General features: G+C 46.4%; 15 protein-coding genes. 8 read left to right on the top strand and 7 right to left on the bottom strand.

The genetic code is table 11. From position 1 onward, the window contains the following. Nucleotides 1-27: 27 nt before the first annotated feature. Nucleotides 28-1,467 (bottom strand): dihydropyrimidinase, encoded by a 1,440-nt coding sequence (hydA, locus tag ACRRSY_RS12150; protein WP_432453276.1) that lies wholly within the window; start codon nt 1,465-1,467, stop codon nt 28-30. 437 nt (nt 1,468-1,904) lie between these two features. Between hydA and ACRRSY_RS12145 the strand changes: the two genes are divergently transcribed. Next, the gene (locus tag ACRRSY_RS12145; protein WP_432453275.1) at nt 1,905-3,176 is read left to right on the top strand and encodes a Zn-dependent hydrolase; all 1,272 of its coding nucleotides are present in this window, start codon (nt 1,905-1,907) and stop codon (nt 3,174-3,176) included. Between the two features lie 176 nt (nt 3,177-3,352). Here ACRRSY_RS12145 and ACRRSY_RS12140 read toward each other — a convergent pair whose 3' ends face one another. After that, nucleotides 3,353-4,003 (bottom strand): TetR family transcriptional regulator C-terminal domain-containing protein, encoded by a 651-nt coding sequence (locus ACRRSY_RS12140; protein ID WP_432453274.1) that lies wholly within the window; start codon nt 4,001-4,003, stop codon nt 3,353-3,355. 304 nt (nt 4,004-4,307) lie between these two features. Between ACRRSY_RS12140 and ACRRSY_RS12135 the strand changes: the two genes are divergently transcribed. Both ACRRSY_RS12135 and preA read left to right on the top strand, forming a co-directional pair. Continuing rightward, complete coding sequence (locus tag ACRRSY_RS12135) at nt 4,308-5,651, top strand: NAD(P)-dependent oxidoreductase (RefSeq protein WP_432453273.1); 1,344 nt, start codon at nt 4,308-4,310, stop codon at nt 5,649-5,651. 4 nt (nt 5,652-5,655) lie between these two features. After that, complete coding sequence (preA, locus tag ACRRSY_RS12130; RefSeq protein ID WP_432463278.1) at nt 5,656-6,930, top strand: NAD-dependent dihydropyrimidine dehydrogenase subunit PreA; 1,275 nt, start codon at nt 5,656-5,658, stop codon at nt 6,928-6,930. Between the two features lie 170 nt (nt 6,931-7,100). Here preA and ACRRSY_RS12125 read toward each other — a convergent pair whose 3' ends face one another. Beyond that, nucleotides 7,101-7,310, bottom strand: coding sequence for a hypothetical protein (locus tag ACRRSY_RS12125; RefSeq protein ID WP_432463277.1), 210 nt, complete (start codon nt 7,308-7,310; stop codon nt 7,101-7,103). An 11-nt stretch (nt 7,311-7,321) separates the two neighbouring features. On the opposite strand from ACRRSY_RS12125, the gene ACRRSY_RS12120 reads away from it, so the two are divergent. Beyond that, on the top strand, nt 7,322-8,797 hold the full coding sequence (locus ACRRSY_RS12120; RefSeq protein ID WP_432463276.1) for an ankyrin repeat domain-containing protein: 1,476 nt from the start codon (nt 7,322-7,324) through the stop codon (nt 8,795-8,797). A 254-nt stretch (nt 8,798-9,051) separates the two neighbouring features. Here the strand turns inward: ACRRSY_RS12120 and ACRRSY_RS12115 are convergent, their stop codons facing one another. Both ACRRSY_RS12115 and ACRRSY_RS12110 read right to left on the bottom strand, forming a co-directional pair. After that, nucleotides 9,052-10,152, bottom strand: coding sequence for an alkene reductase (locus tag ACRRSY_RS12115; RefSeq protein ID WP_432463275.1), 1,101 nt, complete (start codon nt 10,150-10,152; stop codon nt 9,052-9,054). A gap of 121 nt (nt 10,153-10,273) precedes the next feature. Next, nucleotides 10,274-11,152 (bottom strand): LysR substrate-binding domain-containing protein, encoded by an 879-nt coding sequence (locus ACRRSY_RS12110; RefSeq protein WP_432464717.1) that lies wholly within the window; start codon nt 11,150-11,152, stop codon nt 10,274-10,276. Between the two features lie 247 nt (nt 11,153-11,399). Between ACRRSY_RS12110 and ACRRSY_RS12105 the strand changes: the two genes are divergently transcribed. Further along, entirely contained in the window at nt 11,400-11,876 is a 477-nt protein-coding gene (locus tag ACRRSY_RS12105; protein ID WP_432453269.1) for a hypothetical protein, read from the top strand. A gap of 36 nt (nt 11,877-11,912) precedes the next feature. Here ACRRSY_RS12105 and ACRRSY_RS12100 read toward each other — a convergent pair whose 3' ends face one another. Then, entirely contained in the window at nt 11,913-12,542 is a 630-nt protein-coding gene (locus tag ACRRSY_RS12100) for an MBL fold metallo-hydrolase (RefSeq protein WP_432456183.1), read from the bottom strand. A 138-nt stretch (nt 12,543-12,680) separates the two neighbouring features. Here ACRRSY_RS12100 and ACRRSY_RS12095 point away from each other — a divergent pair, with 138 nt between their 5' ends. From ACRRSY_RS12095 to ACRRSY_RS12085, 3 genes are all read left to right on the top strand, one after another. Beyond that, nucleotides 12,681-13,100 (top strand): CBS domain-containing protein, encoded by a 420-nt coding sequence (locus ACRRSY_RS12095; RefSeq protein ID WP_432459322.1) that lies wholly within the window; start codon nt 12,681-12,683, stop codon nt 13,098-13,100. Nucleotides 13,101-13,457: 357 nt separating this feature from the next. Continuing rightward, the gene (locus ACRRSY_RS12090; RefSeq protein ID WP_432459323.1) at nt 13,458-13,616 is read left to right on the top strand and encodes a hypothetical protein; all 159 of its coding nucleotides are present in this window, start codon (nt 13,458-13,460) and stop codon (nt 13,614-13,616) included. A gap of 78 nt (nt 13,617-13,694) precedes the next feature. Further along, complete coding sequence (locus ACRRSY_RS12085; RefSeq protein WP_432459324.1) at nt 13,695-14,525, top strand: hypothetical protein; 831 nt, start codon at nt 13,695-13,697, stop codon at nt 14,523-14,525. Between the two features lie 22 nt (nt 14,526-14,547). On the opposite strand, the gene ACRRSY_RS12080 is transcribed toward ACRRSY_RS12085, so the two are convergent. Continuing rightward, a complete protein-coding gene (locus ACRRSY_RS12080) occupies nt 14,548-15,510 on the bottom strand; it encodes a TAXI family TRAP transporter solute-binding subunit (protein ID WP_432459325.1) in 963 nt (320 codons plus the stop codon). Between the last annotated feature and the right edge of the window lie 316 nt (nt 15,511-15,826).

Here is a 15,826-nt window from a genome sequence, read left to right as displayed (position 1 = left end):
TTGGGCGGCTCATTTGAGGCGGCAGCGTTATCGTTCTATTCCAACAGGTGCATGGCTTTGGTTATATTTTTGAACCGCTTCGAAAATCGATGGAAAGGCTGGACGTTTAATGTAACGTCCGGCACCTTCAACCACGTTTAACTGCCCGTTTTTAAAGACGACATTGCCTTGGCTGATGGTGATGTGCGGAGCACCTTGTACTGTTCGGCCTTCGAAAATATTAAAATCTATTTTTTGATGATGGGTTTTGGCCGAAAGGGTATGTGTTTTTGTTGGATCCCAAATCACGATATCGGCATCAGAACCCACAGCAATACAGCCTTTCTGAGGGTAAAGATTGAATATTTTGGCACTGTTGGTGGACGTCACTGCCACAAACTCGCTCTCGCTTAAACGACCTTTATTCACTCCAGAATCCCACAGCACCATCATTCGATCTTCGACGCCAGCAGTGCCATTGGGGATTTTAGTGAAATCGTCTTTCCCATTCGCTTTTTGGTCAGCGCAGAAGCAGCAGTGATCAGTGGCGGTGGTTTGCAGGGTGCCGCCTTGTAGCGCCTTCCATAGAACTTCCTGATGTCCTTTCGGTCTGAACGGTGGGCTCATTACATGCGCAGCGGCACTGGCCCAGTCGCTTTGTCGATAGACACTGTCGTCCAACTCAAGATGACCAGCTAAACATTCACCGTAAACTCGTTGGCCTTCATGGCGCGCCCGAGCGATTTCATCCACAGCTTCTTTACAAGACACATGCACTAAATAGAGTGGCACACCGAGCGATTGCGCAATCCGAATTGCGCGGTTGGCGGCTTCGCCTTCCACCTCGGTTGGGCGCGATAGGGGATGCGCTTCGGGGCCGGTTAAGCCGGCTTTGAGTAATTTCTTTTGTAGGTGATCGACCAACTCGCCATTTTCGGCGTGTACCGTTGGCATTGCGCCTAATTCTAAACAGCGATTGAAGCTATTTACCAGTGTTTCATCTTCGGCCATGATGGCATTTTTATAGGCCATGAAATGCTTGAAACTGTTTACCCCTTCTTGGTTCACGAGTGTGCCCATATCTTGATAAACGCTGTCGTCCCACCAGGTGATGGCGACATGAAAGGAATAATCGCAAACTGAGCGAGCCGCCCAGTCCTTCCAGGTTTGGTAGGCTTCCATCAGTGGTTGCTGGGGGTTGGGGATCACAAAATCGATAATCATGGTGGTACCACCGGCCAGTCCTGCGGCGGTGCCACTATAGAAATCTTCGCTGGCGACGGTTCCCATAAAAGGTAATTGCATGTGGGTATGGGGGTCAATACCGCCGGGCATTACCAGCTTACCGCTGGCATCAATCACTTCAGCGTCACTGGGAACATCTAGATCTTGGCCGATGGCTTTGATTAAACCGCCTTCACAGTAAACGTCGGCAAAGATGCTTTGGTCAGCGTTGACCACTTTGCCACCCTTAATTAGTACACTCATTGCTAACTACCTCGTTAATTGATTCAAAGGGGCATCAAGTTGTCTATTGTGATGCAAAACCCTTACCTTAATTAGGTGTTATGCAATAGATTGACCAATTGGACAGTTTGTTGGTTATTGTTAATGCTAAGCCGCATGAACACTGGTTTTATTCGGATAGCCACTGGTTTGCATAGTGAGTCGGATAGACTCGCTTACGCGCCATTGCAGGGCGTATAATCCCACTTTTAGTGCATAAAATTTGAACGAAAATACCGGGTCGTGCTACTGAAAATTAGAACCGAACAAATAATGCATTATTTAATCCTTAATTATCAATAACTTAGATTTTACCGTCTAACTTCTTGTCCGTTTGGTCAATACTTTGCATGGTTGAGTGCAACGCCGAGGGCGGATTTAACACAAAAATGAAACAGTTTGGTTGAGTGGAGGCCAGTATGAGTAGCTACAAAATTAATAGTGATCGTTTGTGGGACAGTTTGATGCAAATGGCAAAAATCGGAGCCACCGAAAAAGGCGGTTGCCGACGATTAGCATTAACTGATTTAGATAAACAAGGTCGAGAGCTTTACATTAAATGGGCTGAAGAGGCGGGTTGTAGTGTAAAAATTGATGCTATTGGTAACATTATGTGTACTCGCCCCGGTGAAGATATGAGCCTGCCGCCTGTGGGTACGGGCAGTCATTTAGATACCCAGCCTTCGGGAGGGAAATTTGATGGTGTATTTGGCGTATTATCGGGTTTAGAAGTGGTCCGTTCGCTCAATGATCGTGGCATTAAAACCAAACATCCCATTGAGATTTCGGTCTGGACCAATGAAGAAGGCTCGCGCTTCGCCCCCGCGATGATGGGCTCTGGCGTAGTCTCTGGGCGTTTTAGTTTACAAGAAATTTTAGACAGTTTGGATGTAGACGGTTTGCGTTTGGGCGATGAGTTAGAGCGGATCGGCTTTGCTGGCGAAACGCCAGTGACGGGTCGAAAATTTCATGCTTTCTTCGAAACTCATATCGAGCAGGGCCCTTATTTAGAAGCTGAAGAGAAACAGATAGGCGTGGTTACTGGTGGGCAGGGGCAACGTTGGTTTAATGCCACGATTACCGGTCGAGAGTCTCATGCTGGGACGACCCCGATGCACCTGCGAAAAGATGCGTTGCTGGCCAGTGCGCAATTGATGCAACAAGTGGAGCAAATCGCTAAAGCACATCCACCGGGGTGTGGCACGGTGGGTTTTGTGCAGGTGTTGCCAAATTCGCGCAATACCATCCCCGGTAAAATTGAAATGAGTATCGATTTACGCCACCCCATCGATGAAGAACTCAGCGCCATGGATCAAGAACTCAAAGCCGCTGTGGCTGAGCTTGAGCAACAAACTGGTGTTGAAGTTGCGCTCGATCCATTCTGGTATTACGAACCTATCCATTTTGATTCGGCCTGTGTTGATGCAGTGCGAAATGCTACGGTCAGTTTAGGTTATAGTCACATGGATATTATTGCTGGAGCAGGTCACGATGCCTGTTATGTCTCTGATTTTGCGCCAACCAGCATGATTTTCACGCCTTGCTTAAATGGTATTAGTCATAACGAGATAGAAAGCACCACTCAGGAAGAATGTGAAGCGGGTTGCTCGGTGCTGTTAAATGCCATGCTTAGTATGGCTGAACAAGTCACAGAAGCTACAACGGTTGAAGATCTTGCGCTGAGTAAATAGCTGCTTATTCTGCGGTGAAATCTAGCTTTCACCGCAACAAAGAAGGATTAGAAATTATTCTAATCCTTTGTTTTTATGCCTAGTATGCGTCTCTATTCCCTGTTCATTGTTGGCTCAAACCAATTTGCTCAATTTTAATGAAGCATCGATTCGTGGTCGTTGCGAGCATTATTTCGCTAAAGTAACTTGATGCCGCAACCTTTAAGCACCAAGCGAGCAATTAATTCCATACCTTCTTCAAAATCACTATCATCCAGGGCTTCTTTGTTTAACATCAGGCTACTTTGAATGGCGTAGTCGGCATAGGCTTGGGTTGAGGCCCAAATCATGAACATTAAATGTTCTGGATTAATCGGTTCCATCCACTGCTTGGCGATCCAATCTCGAAATACCTGGCAGGTTTTATCAAATTGCTGTTTTAACTCGGTGGCTAACTGTTCTCGCAGGTAGGGGGCTCCGTGTAAGATCTCGGCAGCGAAAATCCGTGAAGCGTTGGGGTGTTGTTTGGATTGCTGCATCTTCTGCAAAATGTAATGGCGTAGCGCCACACTGGGATGTTGCTCGGGCGTCATTTGATCCATGTGGCTCATCCATATGACGAGTTGCTGGCTGAGTACCCCCTTATATAAAGCCTCTTTAGTTTTGAAATAATAAAGGACATTGGCTTTGGGTAATTCAGCTTTTGCCGCAATGGCTGCAATGGTGGTTCCCGAGTAACCGTTTTCGGCAAATAACTGCTCGGCAACTAATAGAATTTGCGCGAGATTGTCTTTACGAATATCTGCTAGCTTACGGCGTTTGGTATTCGTGGTGGTGGTTTTGCTCATGGGCTGATTGCTCTCTGCACTAATATGAAGCTATTTGCCTTGATACTGGGCATGCTTAGTTCTACCCACTGACTGACAGCATAACTCTAATCAAGACTTATTGTTAACTATCTGTTTTTTTCATTCAATGACTATTTATTTTTAGCCTTATTAAACAGATGGTTATATTACTAGCCCCGAACCAAAAATCACATCTCCTGACCGTTTGGTCAGAACATGGTATAGGCTTTGCTTTGTTTTTGTACAAGCAGAGAGTTTTATCTCGGCATTATAAAAAAAATAGGGAGATCCCATGGTGATGAGTATGGAAAAGCCTGAGGGCTATTCACAACAGCAGCTAGCCCTTGATCAGATGTTCAAGGATATCAATCCAGCCTTAAGTGCCCGCCAAGCTGGCATCGAAAGTTCGCGTTGTTACTATTGTTACGACGCGCCTTGTATTACAGCCTGTCCTTCAAAAATTAATATTCCGAGTTTTATTGCCAGTATTCATACTGACGATTTAACTGGAGCGGCTAAAACCATCTATCAGGAAAACATCATGGGTGGCAGTTGCGCCCGGGTGTGTCCAACCGAAATTTTGTGTGAACAAGCCTGTGTGCGCAATAAAGAGCAGGAACAGTCACCGGTTAAAATTGGTTTATTACAACGGCATGCCACCGACAATGCGGTGTTTGAGGGACATCCTTTCGAGCGAGCCGCGCCGACCGGTAAAACTATCGCGGTAGTGGGCGCAGGCCCCGCTGGCTTAAGTTGTGCACACCGCTTGGCGATGCTGGGCAATGAGGTGGAGATCTTCGAAGCGGCAGCAAAAGCGGGTGGCTTGAATGAATACGGCATTGCCAAGTACAAACTTACCGACAATTTTGCTCAGAAAGAAGTTGATTTCATCTTAGGGATCGGTGGCATCACCCTGCATACCGATACCGCCTTAGGCCAAGATGTCAGCTTGAGCGAGTTGAAGCAGCGCTTTGATGCGGTGTTTTTAGCCATTGGCTTACAGGACGTTCAGTCCTTGATGTTGCTCAACGAAAGCCATCCGCAAGTACTGAATGCCGTGGATTACATTAAAGAGCTACGCCAGGCTAAAGATCTCGAGGACTTGGCGGTCCCGCTGGACAGCGCGGTGGTGATTGGTGCCGGTAATACCGCCATCGACATGGCCTGCCAACTCAAACGTTTGGGTACAGAAGAGGTGACGCTGGTTTATCGTCGCGGCGAAGCGCAAATGAGCGCCACCGAGCACGAACAGCAAATTGCCAAAAACCATCAGGTCAGAATAAAAACCTGGGCCAAACCAGAGCAAATTAATCTGGACCAAGATGGGGTATTACGCAGTATGACCTTCCGTAAAACCTATAGTGAAGATGGCCAGCTTAAAGATACTGAGCAAACCTTTGATGTTGCTTGTTCGGCAATATTTAAAGCGGTCGGCCAGAAGTTTGCTTACCCCAACGCCGAGCAGCTGATCCCCACCGTAAGCAATGGAAAAATTGCCACCTTTGGTAAGCAAATCACCAGTATTGACGGCGTGTTTGCCGGTGGGGACTGTACCAGTGAAGGACAAGACCTCACCGTAGAAGCGGTGCAACAGGGCAAGTTGGCAGCTATCGCCATTCATCAACAACTTAACTCAGTGGAGGCTTAATACCATGGCCGATTTATCAATTGAATTTGCAGGGATCAAATCTCCCAATCCATTTTGGTTGGCCTCTGCGCCACCGACGGATAAAGCCTATAACGTCGAACGCGCTTTTGAAGCGGGCTGGGGTGGAGTGGTTTGGAAAACCTTGGGCGAAGATCCAGCGGCGGTGAATGTGTCCTCTCGCTATTCAGCAATCTATGATCATAATGGTGAAGTTTCGGGCTTTAACAATATCGAATTGATCACCGATCGCAGTTTGGAAATCAACCTGCGTGAAATCGAGGCGGTGAAAAAAAGCTGGCCCGACCGAGCCTTAGTGGTTTCCTTAATGGTGCCTTGTGAGGAAGAATCATGGAAAATTATCGTGAAACAAGTGGAACAAACCGGCGCTGATGGCCTCGAACTTAACTTTGGCTGCCCGCACGGGATGCCAGAGCGCGGGATGGGGGCGGCGGTAGGCCAGGTTCCAGAATATGTGGAGATGGTGACTCGTTGGTGTAAAACCTATAGCAAGTTGCCAGTGATCGTGAAACTCACCCCGAACATCACTGATATTCGTTTCTCGGCGCGCGCTGCCCAAAATGGCGGTGCTGACGCGGTTTCATTAATCAATACCATTAACTCAATTACTGGGATCGATTTGGATCAGATGGCTGCGCGGCCCTTGGTGGATGGCAAGAGTACCCACGGTGGTTATTGTGGCCCCGCGGTGAAACCGATTGCCCTAAACATGGTCAGTGAAATCGCGCGTGATCCGCAAACTGCAGGCCTACCTATTTCAGGGATCGGTGGCATTGGTAACTGGCGCGATGCGGCGGAGTTTATCTCCTTGGGCTCAGGTTGCGTGCAGGTGTGTACCGCTGCGATGATCTACGGATTCAGAATTGTCAGCGAAATGCAGCAAGGCCTGTCGAATTGGATGGACAGTAAAGGCTACGAGAAAATCTCCGATTTCCAGGGGCTCGCAGTACCTAATACCACCGATTGGAAATACCTCAATATGAACTATAAGGTGGTGGCCGATATTGATGAAGATAAATGTATCGGCTGTGGCCGTTGTTACATCGCCTGCGAAGATACCTCGCATCAGGCAATTAGCAAGACCGCTCGTCCCGATGGCAGCGTCGCTTTCGAAGTGATCGAAGATAAGTGTGTTGGCTGTAATCTGTGCCAGATCACCTGTCCGGTGGATAGCTGTATCAAGATGGAGCAAAAAGAGGCTGACAAACCCTATATGAACTGGACTCAGGATCCGCGCAACCCTTACCGGGACGTTTCTTAGGCTCTTTATCTTAGGTGCTTGCTCTGCTGCATTGGCGGAGCAAGCGTTGCATCAACAAGATCACCGTTTTCATTCTATTTATTTGTTTTTAAAGCTAGAACAAATAAGTCCCAAACTACTGGGTCCACTTTATTTCATGCTTCAACCCAAATTATATGTAATCACAAAAGTTAATTATGACTCTGTTGTGTATTTTTGACTTTTTGTTGGCTCTGCGCTGCAATGGCGATCTGTTCTAGCAAGGATAAGCGATTAAATGAATTTGCAACGAGTAGTACTTGGGGTGGCGTTGGCTGGTCTATTAATTTCATGTAGTCAGCGATAGTCGGCTCCGACAGCATCTCAGCAGACTGTTGTTTGCTGTCAGGTAAACGTTCCATATAATCGTTTTATGACTTACGGGGGCTTAAGCGACGATATCAGCGCGTTGGTGAAGGCCGCTAATACTGCTAGTGTTTTCTCCGTAAAGCAGCTGCTAGAAGTTGAGAAAGTTGATGTCAATCAACTAGATAACAATGGTCAAAATGCTTTGCACCATGTTTCATCCTATTCCATTGCTGGGGGCGAGCCTTACCTGAAAAAAATAGCGGTGTTGTTGATTGAAAATGGTATCAATATTGATCAACAAAATCGGCTAGGGGTCAGCCCCTTAATGGCTGCGATTCGACAGCATAACTCAAAGATTGCGATAGAGCTGATAAAGCGTGGGGCAAATGTCAATCTGGCCGATGAAAAGGCGATAAGCCCCTTGATGTTAGCTGCTTATTATGGACAAATCGCAGTGGTTGATGCGCTGCTTGGTGCCGGGGCTAATATCAACGCCCAAGATCAGCAAGGCAGAAATACACTGCATTACTTGGCGACTAGGTATTTGCCTCGTCAATATGCCGATTCAGAAAAAATTGTCCGGATTTTGAAAACAGCGGGTATAGATAGCGCTGGCACTGCAAGTGATGGTCGCTCAGCCTATCAATGGGCGATTGAAAATCAACTCAATAAATTAGCCTTTGTCATCCGAACGTCACCTGCTCAGGGCAGTCGTGAGGAGCAAATAAAGCGAGCGATTGAGCATTTAGAGCTGCCATTTATCGCGAGCTTAACGGAGACAAATGATGGTCAGCAGCGTTTAAGTTCTGCGTTAGCGGGGTGGCTACCGTTACAGGTACAGATGAATCGCTACGACGGTGAACAATTAGATACTAAACAAGCAAAAATGTTGCAATTAATTGGTCCTTATATGGATATTAATCTGCGGAATTCCCGTGGGCAGACCGCTTTGCATATTGCTTCCACCAATTTGCAAATTGAAAGCATGCGCAGCTTGCTAAAATTTAATCCAGATCTGTCGCTGATTGATCATCGTGGACTTACTGCGCTTGATGTCGCAGCCTTGAGCGGAGAAGAGCGTGTTTTTAATGTGTTTTTTCAGCCGACTCAATTGTCGTTGTCATTCGCTTTGTTTAAAGCGGATATCCTCAGTCGCGTCGCAGGGTTAGAGAGTCGAGGAGACTACGGTCCTTCGCTGATCACTGATACGCTTTTGCGTTTAGGGATGGATCCAAACGCCATGAACCAAAAGGGACAAACTGCTTTATGTCTCGCGGTGAAGTTTAATAAACCTAGGACTGCGCGGATCTTATTGGACCATGCTGCAGATGTCGATTTTGCTGATAATCAAGGATTGACACCGGTGATGTACGCGGTGAAATTTGGGCGACTCTCGATGCTTAGGCAGTTGCTTCGCCATGATCCCGATTTGACCTTTCGCAATAATCAGGGTTTAAGCGCCATCGAGATGACTAAACAAGTGAGTAGTGTGGGCGGTCAAGGTGTTCAGGAGATTATGTTTTCTTTGTTAGAGCGTTAATCATATGCGCCAAATCTCACGGCTGCAACAGGGTGTTCGCGCTTGATTCACAACAAGTCGCCAGATAAGCACAAGTCCGTTTTATGTAGGTTTTTACTTACCGTGCAACTTTATTGTGTGGTATGTATTTGCTTCATCAGCTATCACGATTTTTGAGCGCCAAGCTGGTTCGTTGTTTGATGGGTAAGCTTTGCCATTCTTTGATGGCGGTAAAGTTGTTCAAGACTTTACCGCTAGTCGATTAAACTTATATTTTACTGGTGTTCAAAACGAGGGTAATCAGTTAGACCATGATGGTTACCTCCGAATAGGGTGTTGGGATCATGACTCGCCCAGGCTTGATGGTGTTTAATTCGAGAGGGTAAATCGGGATTCGCAATAAATGGGCGGCCAAAAGCTATCATATCGGCGAGGCCGTCTTCTATGGCTTGGTTGGCGCTTGCTGCCGTGTATTTTCCGGCGTAGATAATGGTCCCTGCGTAGGTTTTGCGTAGTGCCTGTTTAAAATGAAGCGGCATTGGCGGGGCATCGTCCCAATCGGCTTCGGCAATGTGCATATAGACTACTTGATGTTGATTGAGCAACTCGGCCACCGCAGTGTAGGTTTGCTCGGGGTAGGCGTCTACGGTGCCATTTAAGGTGGTGAGCGGAGCTAGTCGCACGGCGACTTTGTCTGCACCAATAGCACCCACTAAGGCTGTAAGTACTTCATCAAGAAAACGTAAACGATTGCTAAGGCTACCGCCGTAGGCATCGGTTCGCTGATTAGATTCAGAGTCGATAAATTGATTGATTAAGTACCCATTGGCGGCGTGTAACTCTACCCCATCAAAACCAGCTTGTTGTGCATTGAGGGCCGCTTGGCGAAACTGCTCAATCACTAGATTAATTTCTTTTTGGCTCATTTGTTTGGGCGTGACCACATCTATAAACCCCGGTTGCTGACTACCGTTATCCACAAATACTTTCACGTTTTCGGCTTTAAGTGGCGAAGCGGACCAAGGCTGAGCACCGTTAATATTATCCGGGTGAGTGACTCGTCCTACATGCCATAGTTGCGCAAATATCACACCTGCCTGCTGGTGAACCGCATCGGTCACTAAACGCCAGCCGTCAATTTGTGCTTGAGAATAGATCCCGGGAGTCCAAGCGTAACCTTTAGCCCGTTCTGATATTTGAGTCCCTTCACCAATGATGAGTCCTGCTTCACAGCGCTGCATATAGTACTCGGCCATCATTTGATTGGCGGTGTCTCCAGGCTGAGTAGCACGCGAGCGTGTCATCGGCGGCATGACGATGCGGTGTTTTAATCTTAGTTTACCTAGTTGAATGGCTTGAAAGAGTGTGGCTGTCATGTGTGAGATCCTCGAAAAATTAGAGCATCAGTGTAGCAGTTGAGTGCGCTTGCAATCAGTCCGTAGATGACAAATTATTTTTGTGAATTTCACAATAATTAGTTTTAAGTGAAGCTTTATTTTATAGGCTGAGTCGTGGTTGGATAAAGTCGATAAAAGAAGAGATCCGCCGTGCTAATGAGGAAGACTTGTAATACACCGCGTGTATTTGTTCACGGCCCGTATCGTAAACGGCTTCTGAGCCAAATAAGCGGATCATCGTTCCATGAGCGATATCTTGTTTAACCATATAACCGGACAAACAGGCAATGCCGTTACCGCTTAATACCAATTGGCGAACGGTTTCGCCGTTACTAGCAATCAGTGAGGGAGCCTCTAAACTAAAACCCTTAAGTGGCCATAAATTGAGGTTTTTGCTGGTGAAACCTAATAAATCATGCTGTTGCAAGTCGGTAATATGCAGCGGCACACCACGGCGTGCCAGATAGTCGGGAGAGGCGACCACGTAAAGTGGGCTTTTACCTAAAGGGCGAGCGTGCAGAGTTGAATCACTTAGGCGACCGATACGGATCGCAACATCAACTCGTTTCTCGAGTAAATCAACATAGCCTTCGTTGGAACTCAGTTCTAAGTCAATGTTGGGATAGGCTTGCTTAAAGTCATGTATTAACGGCACCAGTTGATGCAACACAAATGGACTGGCGGCATCGACGCGTAGCTTGCCTTTGGGAAATGCATCGTTTGCTAACAGCTCTTCTTCTGCATGTTGTAGTTGGAGTAGGCCGAGTCGAACGGCTTCGATAAATCGACGCCCCTCATCGGTCTGGTGGATCCGCCGAGTGGTTCGATTGAGCAGTGTCACACCGATCTGTTGTTCAATCTTCGAGACTGCCCGCGAGACTCGCGCGACTTGAATATTGAGCTGCTCGGCAGCAGCAGAAAAGCCACCGCAATCAACGACAGCAATTAATATTTCAAGATCGTCTGAACGGTTTCTCAAATTTAACATATGGGCTCCAGAGCGAGAATGATTTGATGATGCTATTGGTTGTTACATTCACAATATTTCTTGTGTAACTTATCTTATTTTGACAAATATTATTAACTATTTTATCCCAGTATCTGGCCTTTGTTGGGGTCGGTTCATCAGCGATATCAGTTTCCGGTGAAATATAAGTTCGCTTGCTAAGGTCTTGTTTGGAACTTACTTAGAACGATTCATTTTTTTGGCATATGGGATCTGTACCTTGAATAAATACATTCCGCTTATTTTGGCGATTTACGTCGCTTTTGTATTCTTACAATCGCTGTTTTTTAAATTTGCAGGTTGGTTTGGCCATCCCGCTGACATTACAGTTTATATTTTTCAAACCGTGGGAACTTGGCTCAGCAGTGGTTTAGGGCTGGAGTCGGTTGGCTCGCTGTTTGCTCAGTATGGTGAAACGCTAATTGGTTTGGTGGAATTGGTTGCCAGCATTCTCATTTTACGTAAAGCGACTCGGTTTTATGGGGCAGCGCTTGCGTTCGTGGTGATGTCTGGGGCGATATTTTTCCATCTTTTCACGCCTTTGGGCTTATTTCCGTTTACTGATCTGAGCTGTTTAAGCGACGGTTGTCCACGTGAATATCCGCTGTTTTTTATGGCCGTGGGTGTTTGGTTGAGTAGTGTTTATTTACTTTACGCAAAAGTGAAGAGAGATCGACTCGGCGCTGATAAACGATAAGGACTCGCCGAGCGAGCCCTTTGTTGTTTTTTAGATTTACCGAGTATAGCCGTTAAATTTCTTCTCGTGACCAATACTCGACATTGGCCCATGTCCAGGTAAGAACTGGTAATCATCATCTAGGCTATAGAGCTGAGTTTTAATGGCATTGATCAGCGTGGGGTGATCGCCCTGAGGAAAATCGGTTCGGCCAATCGAACCATTAAATAAAACATCACCTACGATAGCGAGTTTGGCAGCGTGATCGATAAACACCACATGGCCTGGAGTGTGGCCGGGACAATGTCTGACCTCAAGTTCTATTTCTCCTAGAGCGATGATGTCGCCATGCTCTAACCATTGATCTGGGCTGAAACTTGCAACTTCTGGAAAACCAAACATTTGGCACTGCATTGCCATTTTACTAAGCCAAAAATCGTCGTCTTGATGAGGCCCTACAATGGGAACTTGATAGCGCTGTTTGATTAAGCTGCTGGCTCCTACGTGGTCAAGATGACCGTGGGTTAACAATATTTTAGTCACTTTCACACCCGCTTTGTCGACGGCGGCTTGAATGAGCTGCGGGTCGCCTCCGGGATCGACAATTGCCGCTTCTAAGGTTTGCTCACACCAAATGAGGCTACAGTTTTGTTGAAAAGGGGTCACAGGGATAATTTGATAGGCCATTTTACTCATACTCTGAATTGTCTCCCACTTAGTGTACGGATGCGGCTGAATATTTCTACAGTTGTGTGCAACTAAAACGCGACTTGTGGGTGCTTATGTTTATAATACTAATATCCCACCCAATCGAAGGAGATTCCCTTGATAATCAAAGATATTATGCAGACTAGAGTAGTCAGTGTTGATATGGATCAGCGGCTATTCGATATTAAAGACATTTTTGACAACGTGAGCTTTCATCACTTGGTGGTACTCGATGACGATGATCAAGTGGTTGGCGTATTAACTGAAGCGGATGTGCTGGCGGCTTTAAGTCCTTTTCTTGGTAAGGCTGCGGAGAATCAGCGAGATATTAAAACCTTAACCCAACGGGTTCACCAATTGATGACGCGCGATCCACAGTGCTGCTTTGCCATCACCAGTGTGACGGATGCGGGGCGTTTAATGATTGAACAAGGTTTGAGTTGCTTGCCAGTGATTGATGAACATCAGCATCTGCAGGGTATTGTGACCTGGAAGGACATCTTAGCCTTTTTGTTGGTTAGTAATAATAATTCATGAGTTCTTCATTGAGCATTAAGACCCCAATCATGTTTATGGCTTGCCCCAATGATGCGGGTAAATCTTTTGTGTGCGCCCTGATTTGCCGTTACTTGAGTACTTAAGGGCTTGATGTGGTTCCTTTTAAGGTACAAAACATGAGTCACAATGCGGCCGTCACCGACCAGGGAGGTGAAATTGGTCGTGCTTAATACCTGCAGGCTTTAGCCGCTCGGCAACGGCCTTGTATTGATATGAATCCGGTATGATTGAAACCGCATAGCGAACTCGGCGCACCGCTAGTGATTCATGGTGAGGTGAGCCATCAGCTATGCCATCGACTGGCATCAGCGTAAAGCCGTTCTTTGGCTTGCGGTTTTGGCAAGTGTTCAGCGTTTACCACTGCAACATCAATGTCTCGTGATTGAAGGAGCAGGCAGTCCTGCGGAAGTTAATCTACCTAAAAGCGCTATCGTTAACATGGAACTCGCCTTAGCGTTGCAGGCTTCGGTTTATTTGATTGTGGATATCGACTGAGCTGGTGCTTACGCCCATTTGCTTGGGACATGGATGTGCCTTAGCCAAGTAGAGCAAGCTCGTGTTAAAGGTTTTGTCTTGAACAAGTTTCGCGGTGAACAGACGCTATTCGCGGATGCTAATCAGTGGGTTTTGCAACAAACAGGAATTCCTATCGTAGCGGTGCTCCCTTGGACAGCCCACCAACTGTCGGAAGAAGATAATTTCTTTCATCGAAATCAATGGCAGCTGGGCACCACCAACATTGCCTTAATGGTTTATCCCTTTGCCAGCAATCTGGATGAATTTGACCGATTAATTTATCAAGCAGGTGTTAATCTGGTGCCACTACGCGATGCTCAAGATTCAAGTTATTACGATGCGATTATTTTATCCGGTTCGAAAAATGTTTCAGCTAGCCGAATGCATTTGGCGCAGAGTGGTTTAGATCAGGCGATTATTCACGCGGCGAAACAAGGGGTGAGAGTGACTGGGATTTGTGGTGGCTTGCAAATACTAGGCGAGCAAACTCTAGATCCTTTGGGGCTTGAAGGGCAAGGTTTTGAGGGTTTGGTTTTACTACCAATCATCACCGAATATGCCGATGCTAAGGTGACCACGCAACGCGACGTTGAGTGGCAAGAGCAGCACTTAGCTTGTTACGAAATTCATCACGCTGCAAGCCCTTGCGTTGAAGCGCTAAAGCCCTTTGTTGAACAAGTTACCGGCTGGCAATTAGGTGTGGTGCAGGGGAGTTATTTACATGATTTATTTATCAATCGTAGTTTTCGTCAACACTGGCTCGAAAGTTTAGCTTGGCAGGGAAAATGTGAAGATTGGCAGCAGGTGATTGGTCGGGAGTTGGATCCTTTATGTGAGCACTTGGATTTACCCCTAAGTCAAATAAGCCAGCATGCTGGCTTATCCTGAGTTTAAGTTGATTGTTGCGGCATTATTTCATCCACCCTTGTTCTTGATAATATCGTAGGGCACCTGGGTGCAGTGGCGCCGTGAGATTTGTATGGATCATTTGCTGCACTTTTAAATCGGCTAATGCCGGATGTAAGGCGCGTAAAGTGTCGAGGTTTTCAAAAATTGCCGCGACAAAATCATGTGCCGTTTGCTCCGATAGTTGTTTGTCTGCAACTAAGGTTGCGCTGACGCCAATCGATTGCACATCTTTCGGGTTACCATGATAGGTTCCCCCTTTAATGCTTACCGGAGAAAAATATGGGTATTTTTGGGCTAAGGCGGCGATTGTCGTGGTTGACAGACTCAGCAAATTGGATTCACACATTGTGGTCGCGCGGGTAATCGAGGTATTGGGGTGGCCAACCACATAAACGATAGCCTCGGTTTTATTGCCACATAGCGCGCGGCTTTGTTCGTCTGGTTTTAGATGACCTAGCTGGGTAAAATCGCCATCTTGCCAATGCAGCTGTTGCATGATGAGTTTCATCGTCGAATATTGGCCAGAACCAAGTGGCCCAACATTGACCGAATGTCCTTTCAATTGTTCAACTTGGTTAATCTTTAGCTGGGCCTTCGCTAATACAGTAAAGGCCTCTGGATAAAGGGCTAACAGAGAGCGCATCTCCTTATAGGCTCCTTGTTTGGCAAACTCACCGCTGCCTTTGTAGGCTTGCCAATGCACATCCGACTGAACGATCGCTAAATCGATATCGCCACTTCGTAGTGCTTGGATATTGTCACTGGAGCCCCCGGAACTTTCTGCGGTGCAACTGAGTTTTCTATGGTCACTATTTTGTTCTAGTTGTCGACACAAGGCGTTGCCAGTCGGGTAATAGACCCCGCTTACGTTACCAGTACCCAAAAATAAGTACTCGTTCGCCCCGGTGAAGTTGCTGCTTAAACTCAATATAATCAGCAATAAAAAATTGGAAAATCGTTTCATTTTTTCACCTAAGTTTGCTCTTTATCCATAGTGCAAGTTGGTTAATATACACTCTTATGCTAAAAAACGCTTGTTTGAGAGACTAAGTTTGGTTAGGGAAAACAACAGCTTTTTTAGTCATGAAGTGTTTATTGATGGATCCCGCGAAGGTGCCTAATGCCAGTTTAATTGAAAGTCGAATTGCGATATGTGGCCAATGAAGGGACTTAACTTGTATTTATGTCTTATGCCAATAGGGGTTTCCATGCATTTAGTATCCTTACCTGATGCTCCAAAGATATGAATTTTTAAGAAGTGAGCTTGTTTAGCGGTGCAA

This window comes from Agarivorans sp. QJM3NY_33 (assembly GCF_050870865.2).
Taxonomy (GTDB): domain Bacteria; phylum Pseudomonadota; class Gammaproteobacteria; order Enterobacterales; family Celerinatantimonadaceae; genus Agarivorans.
This window is presented reverse-complemented; position numbering and strand designations above follow the sequence as displayed.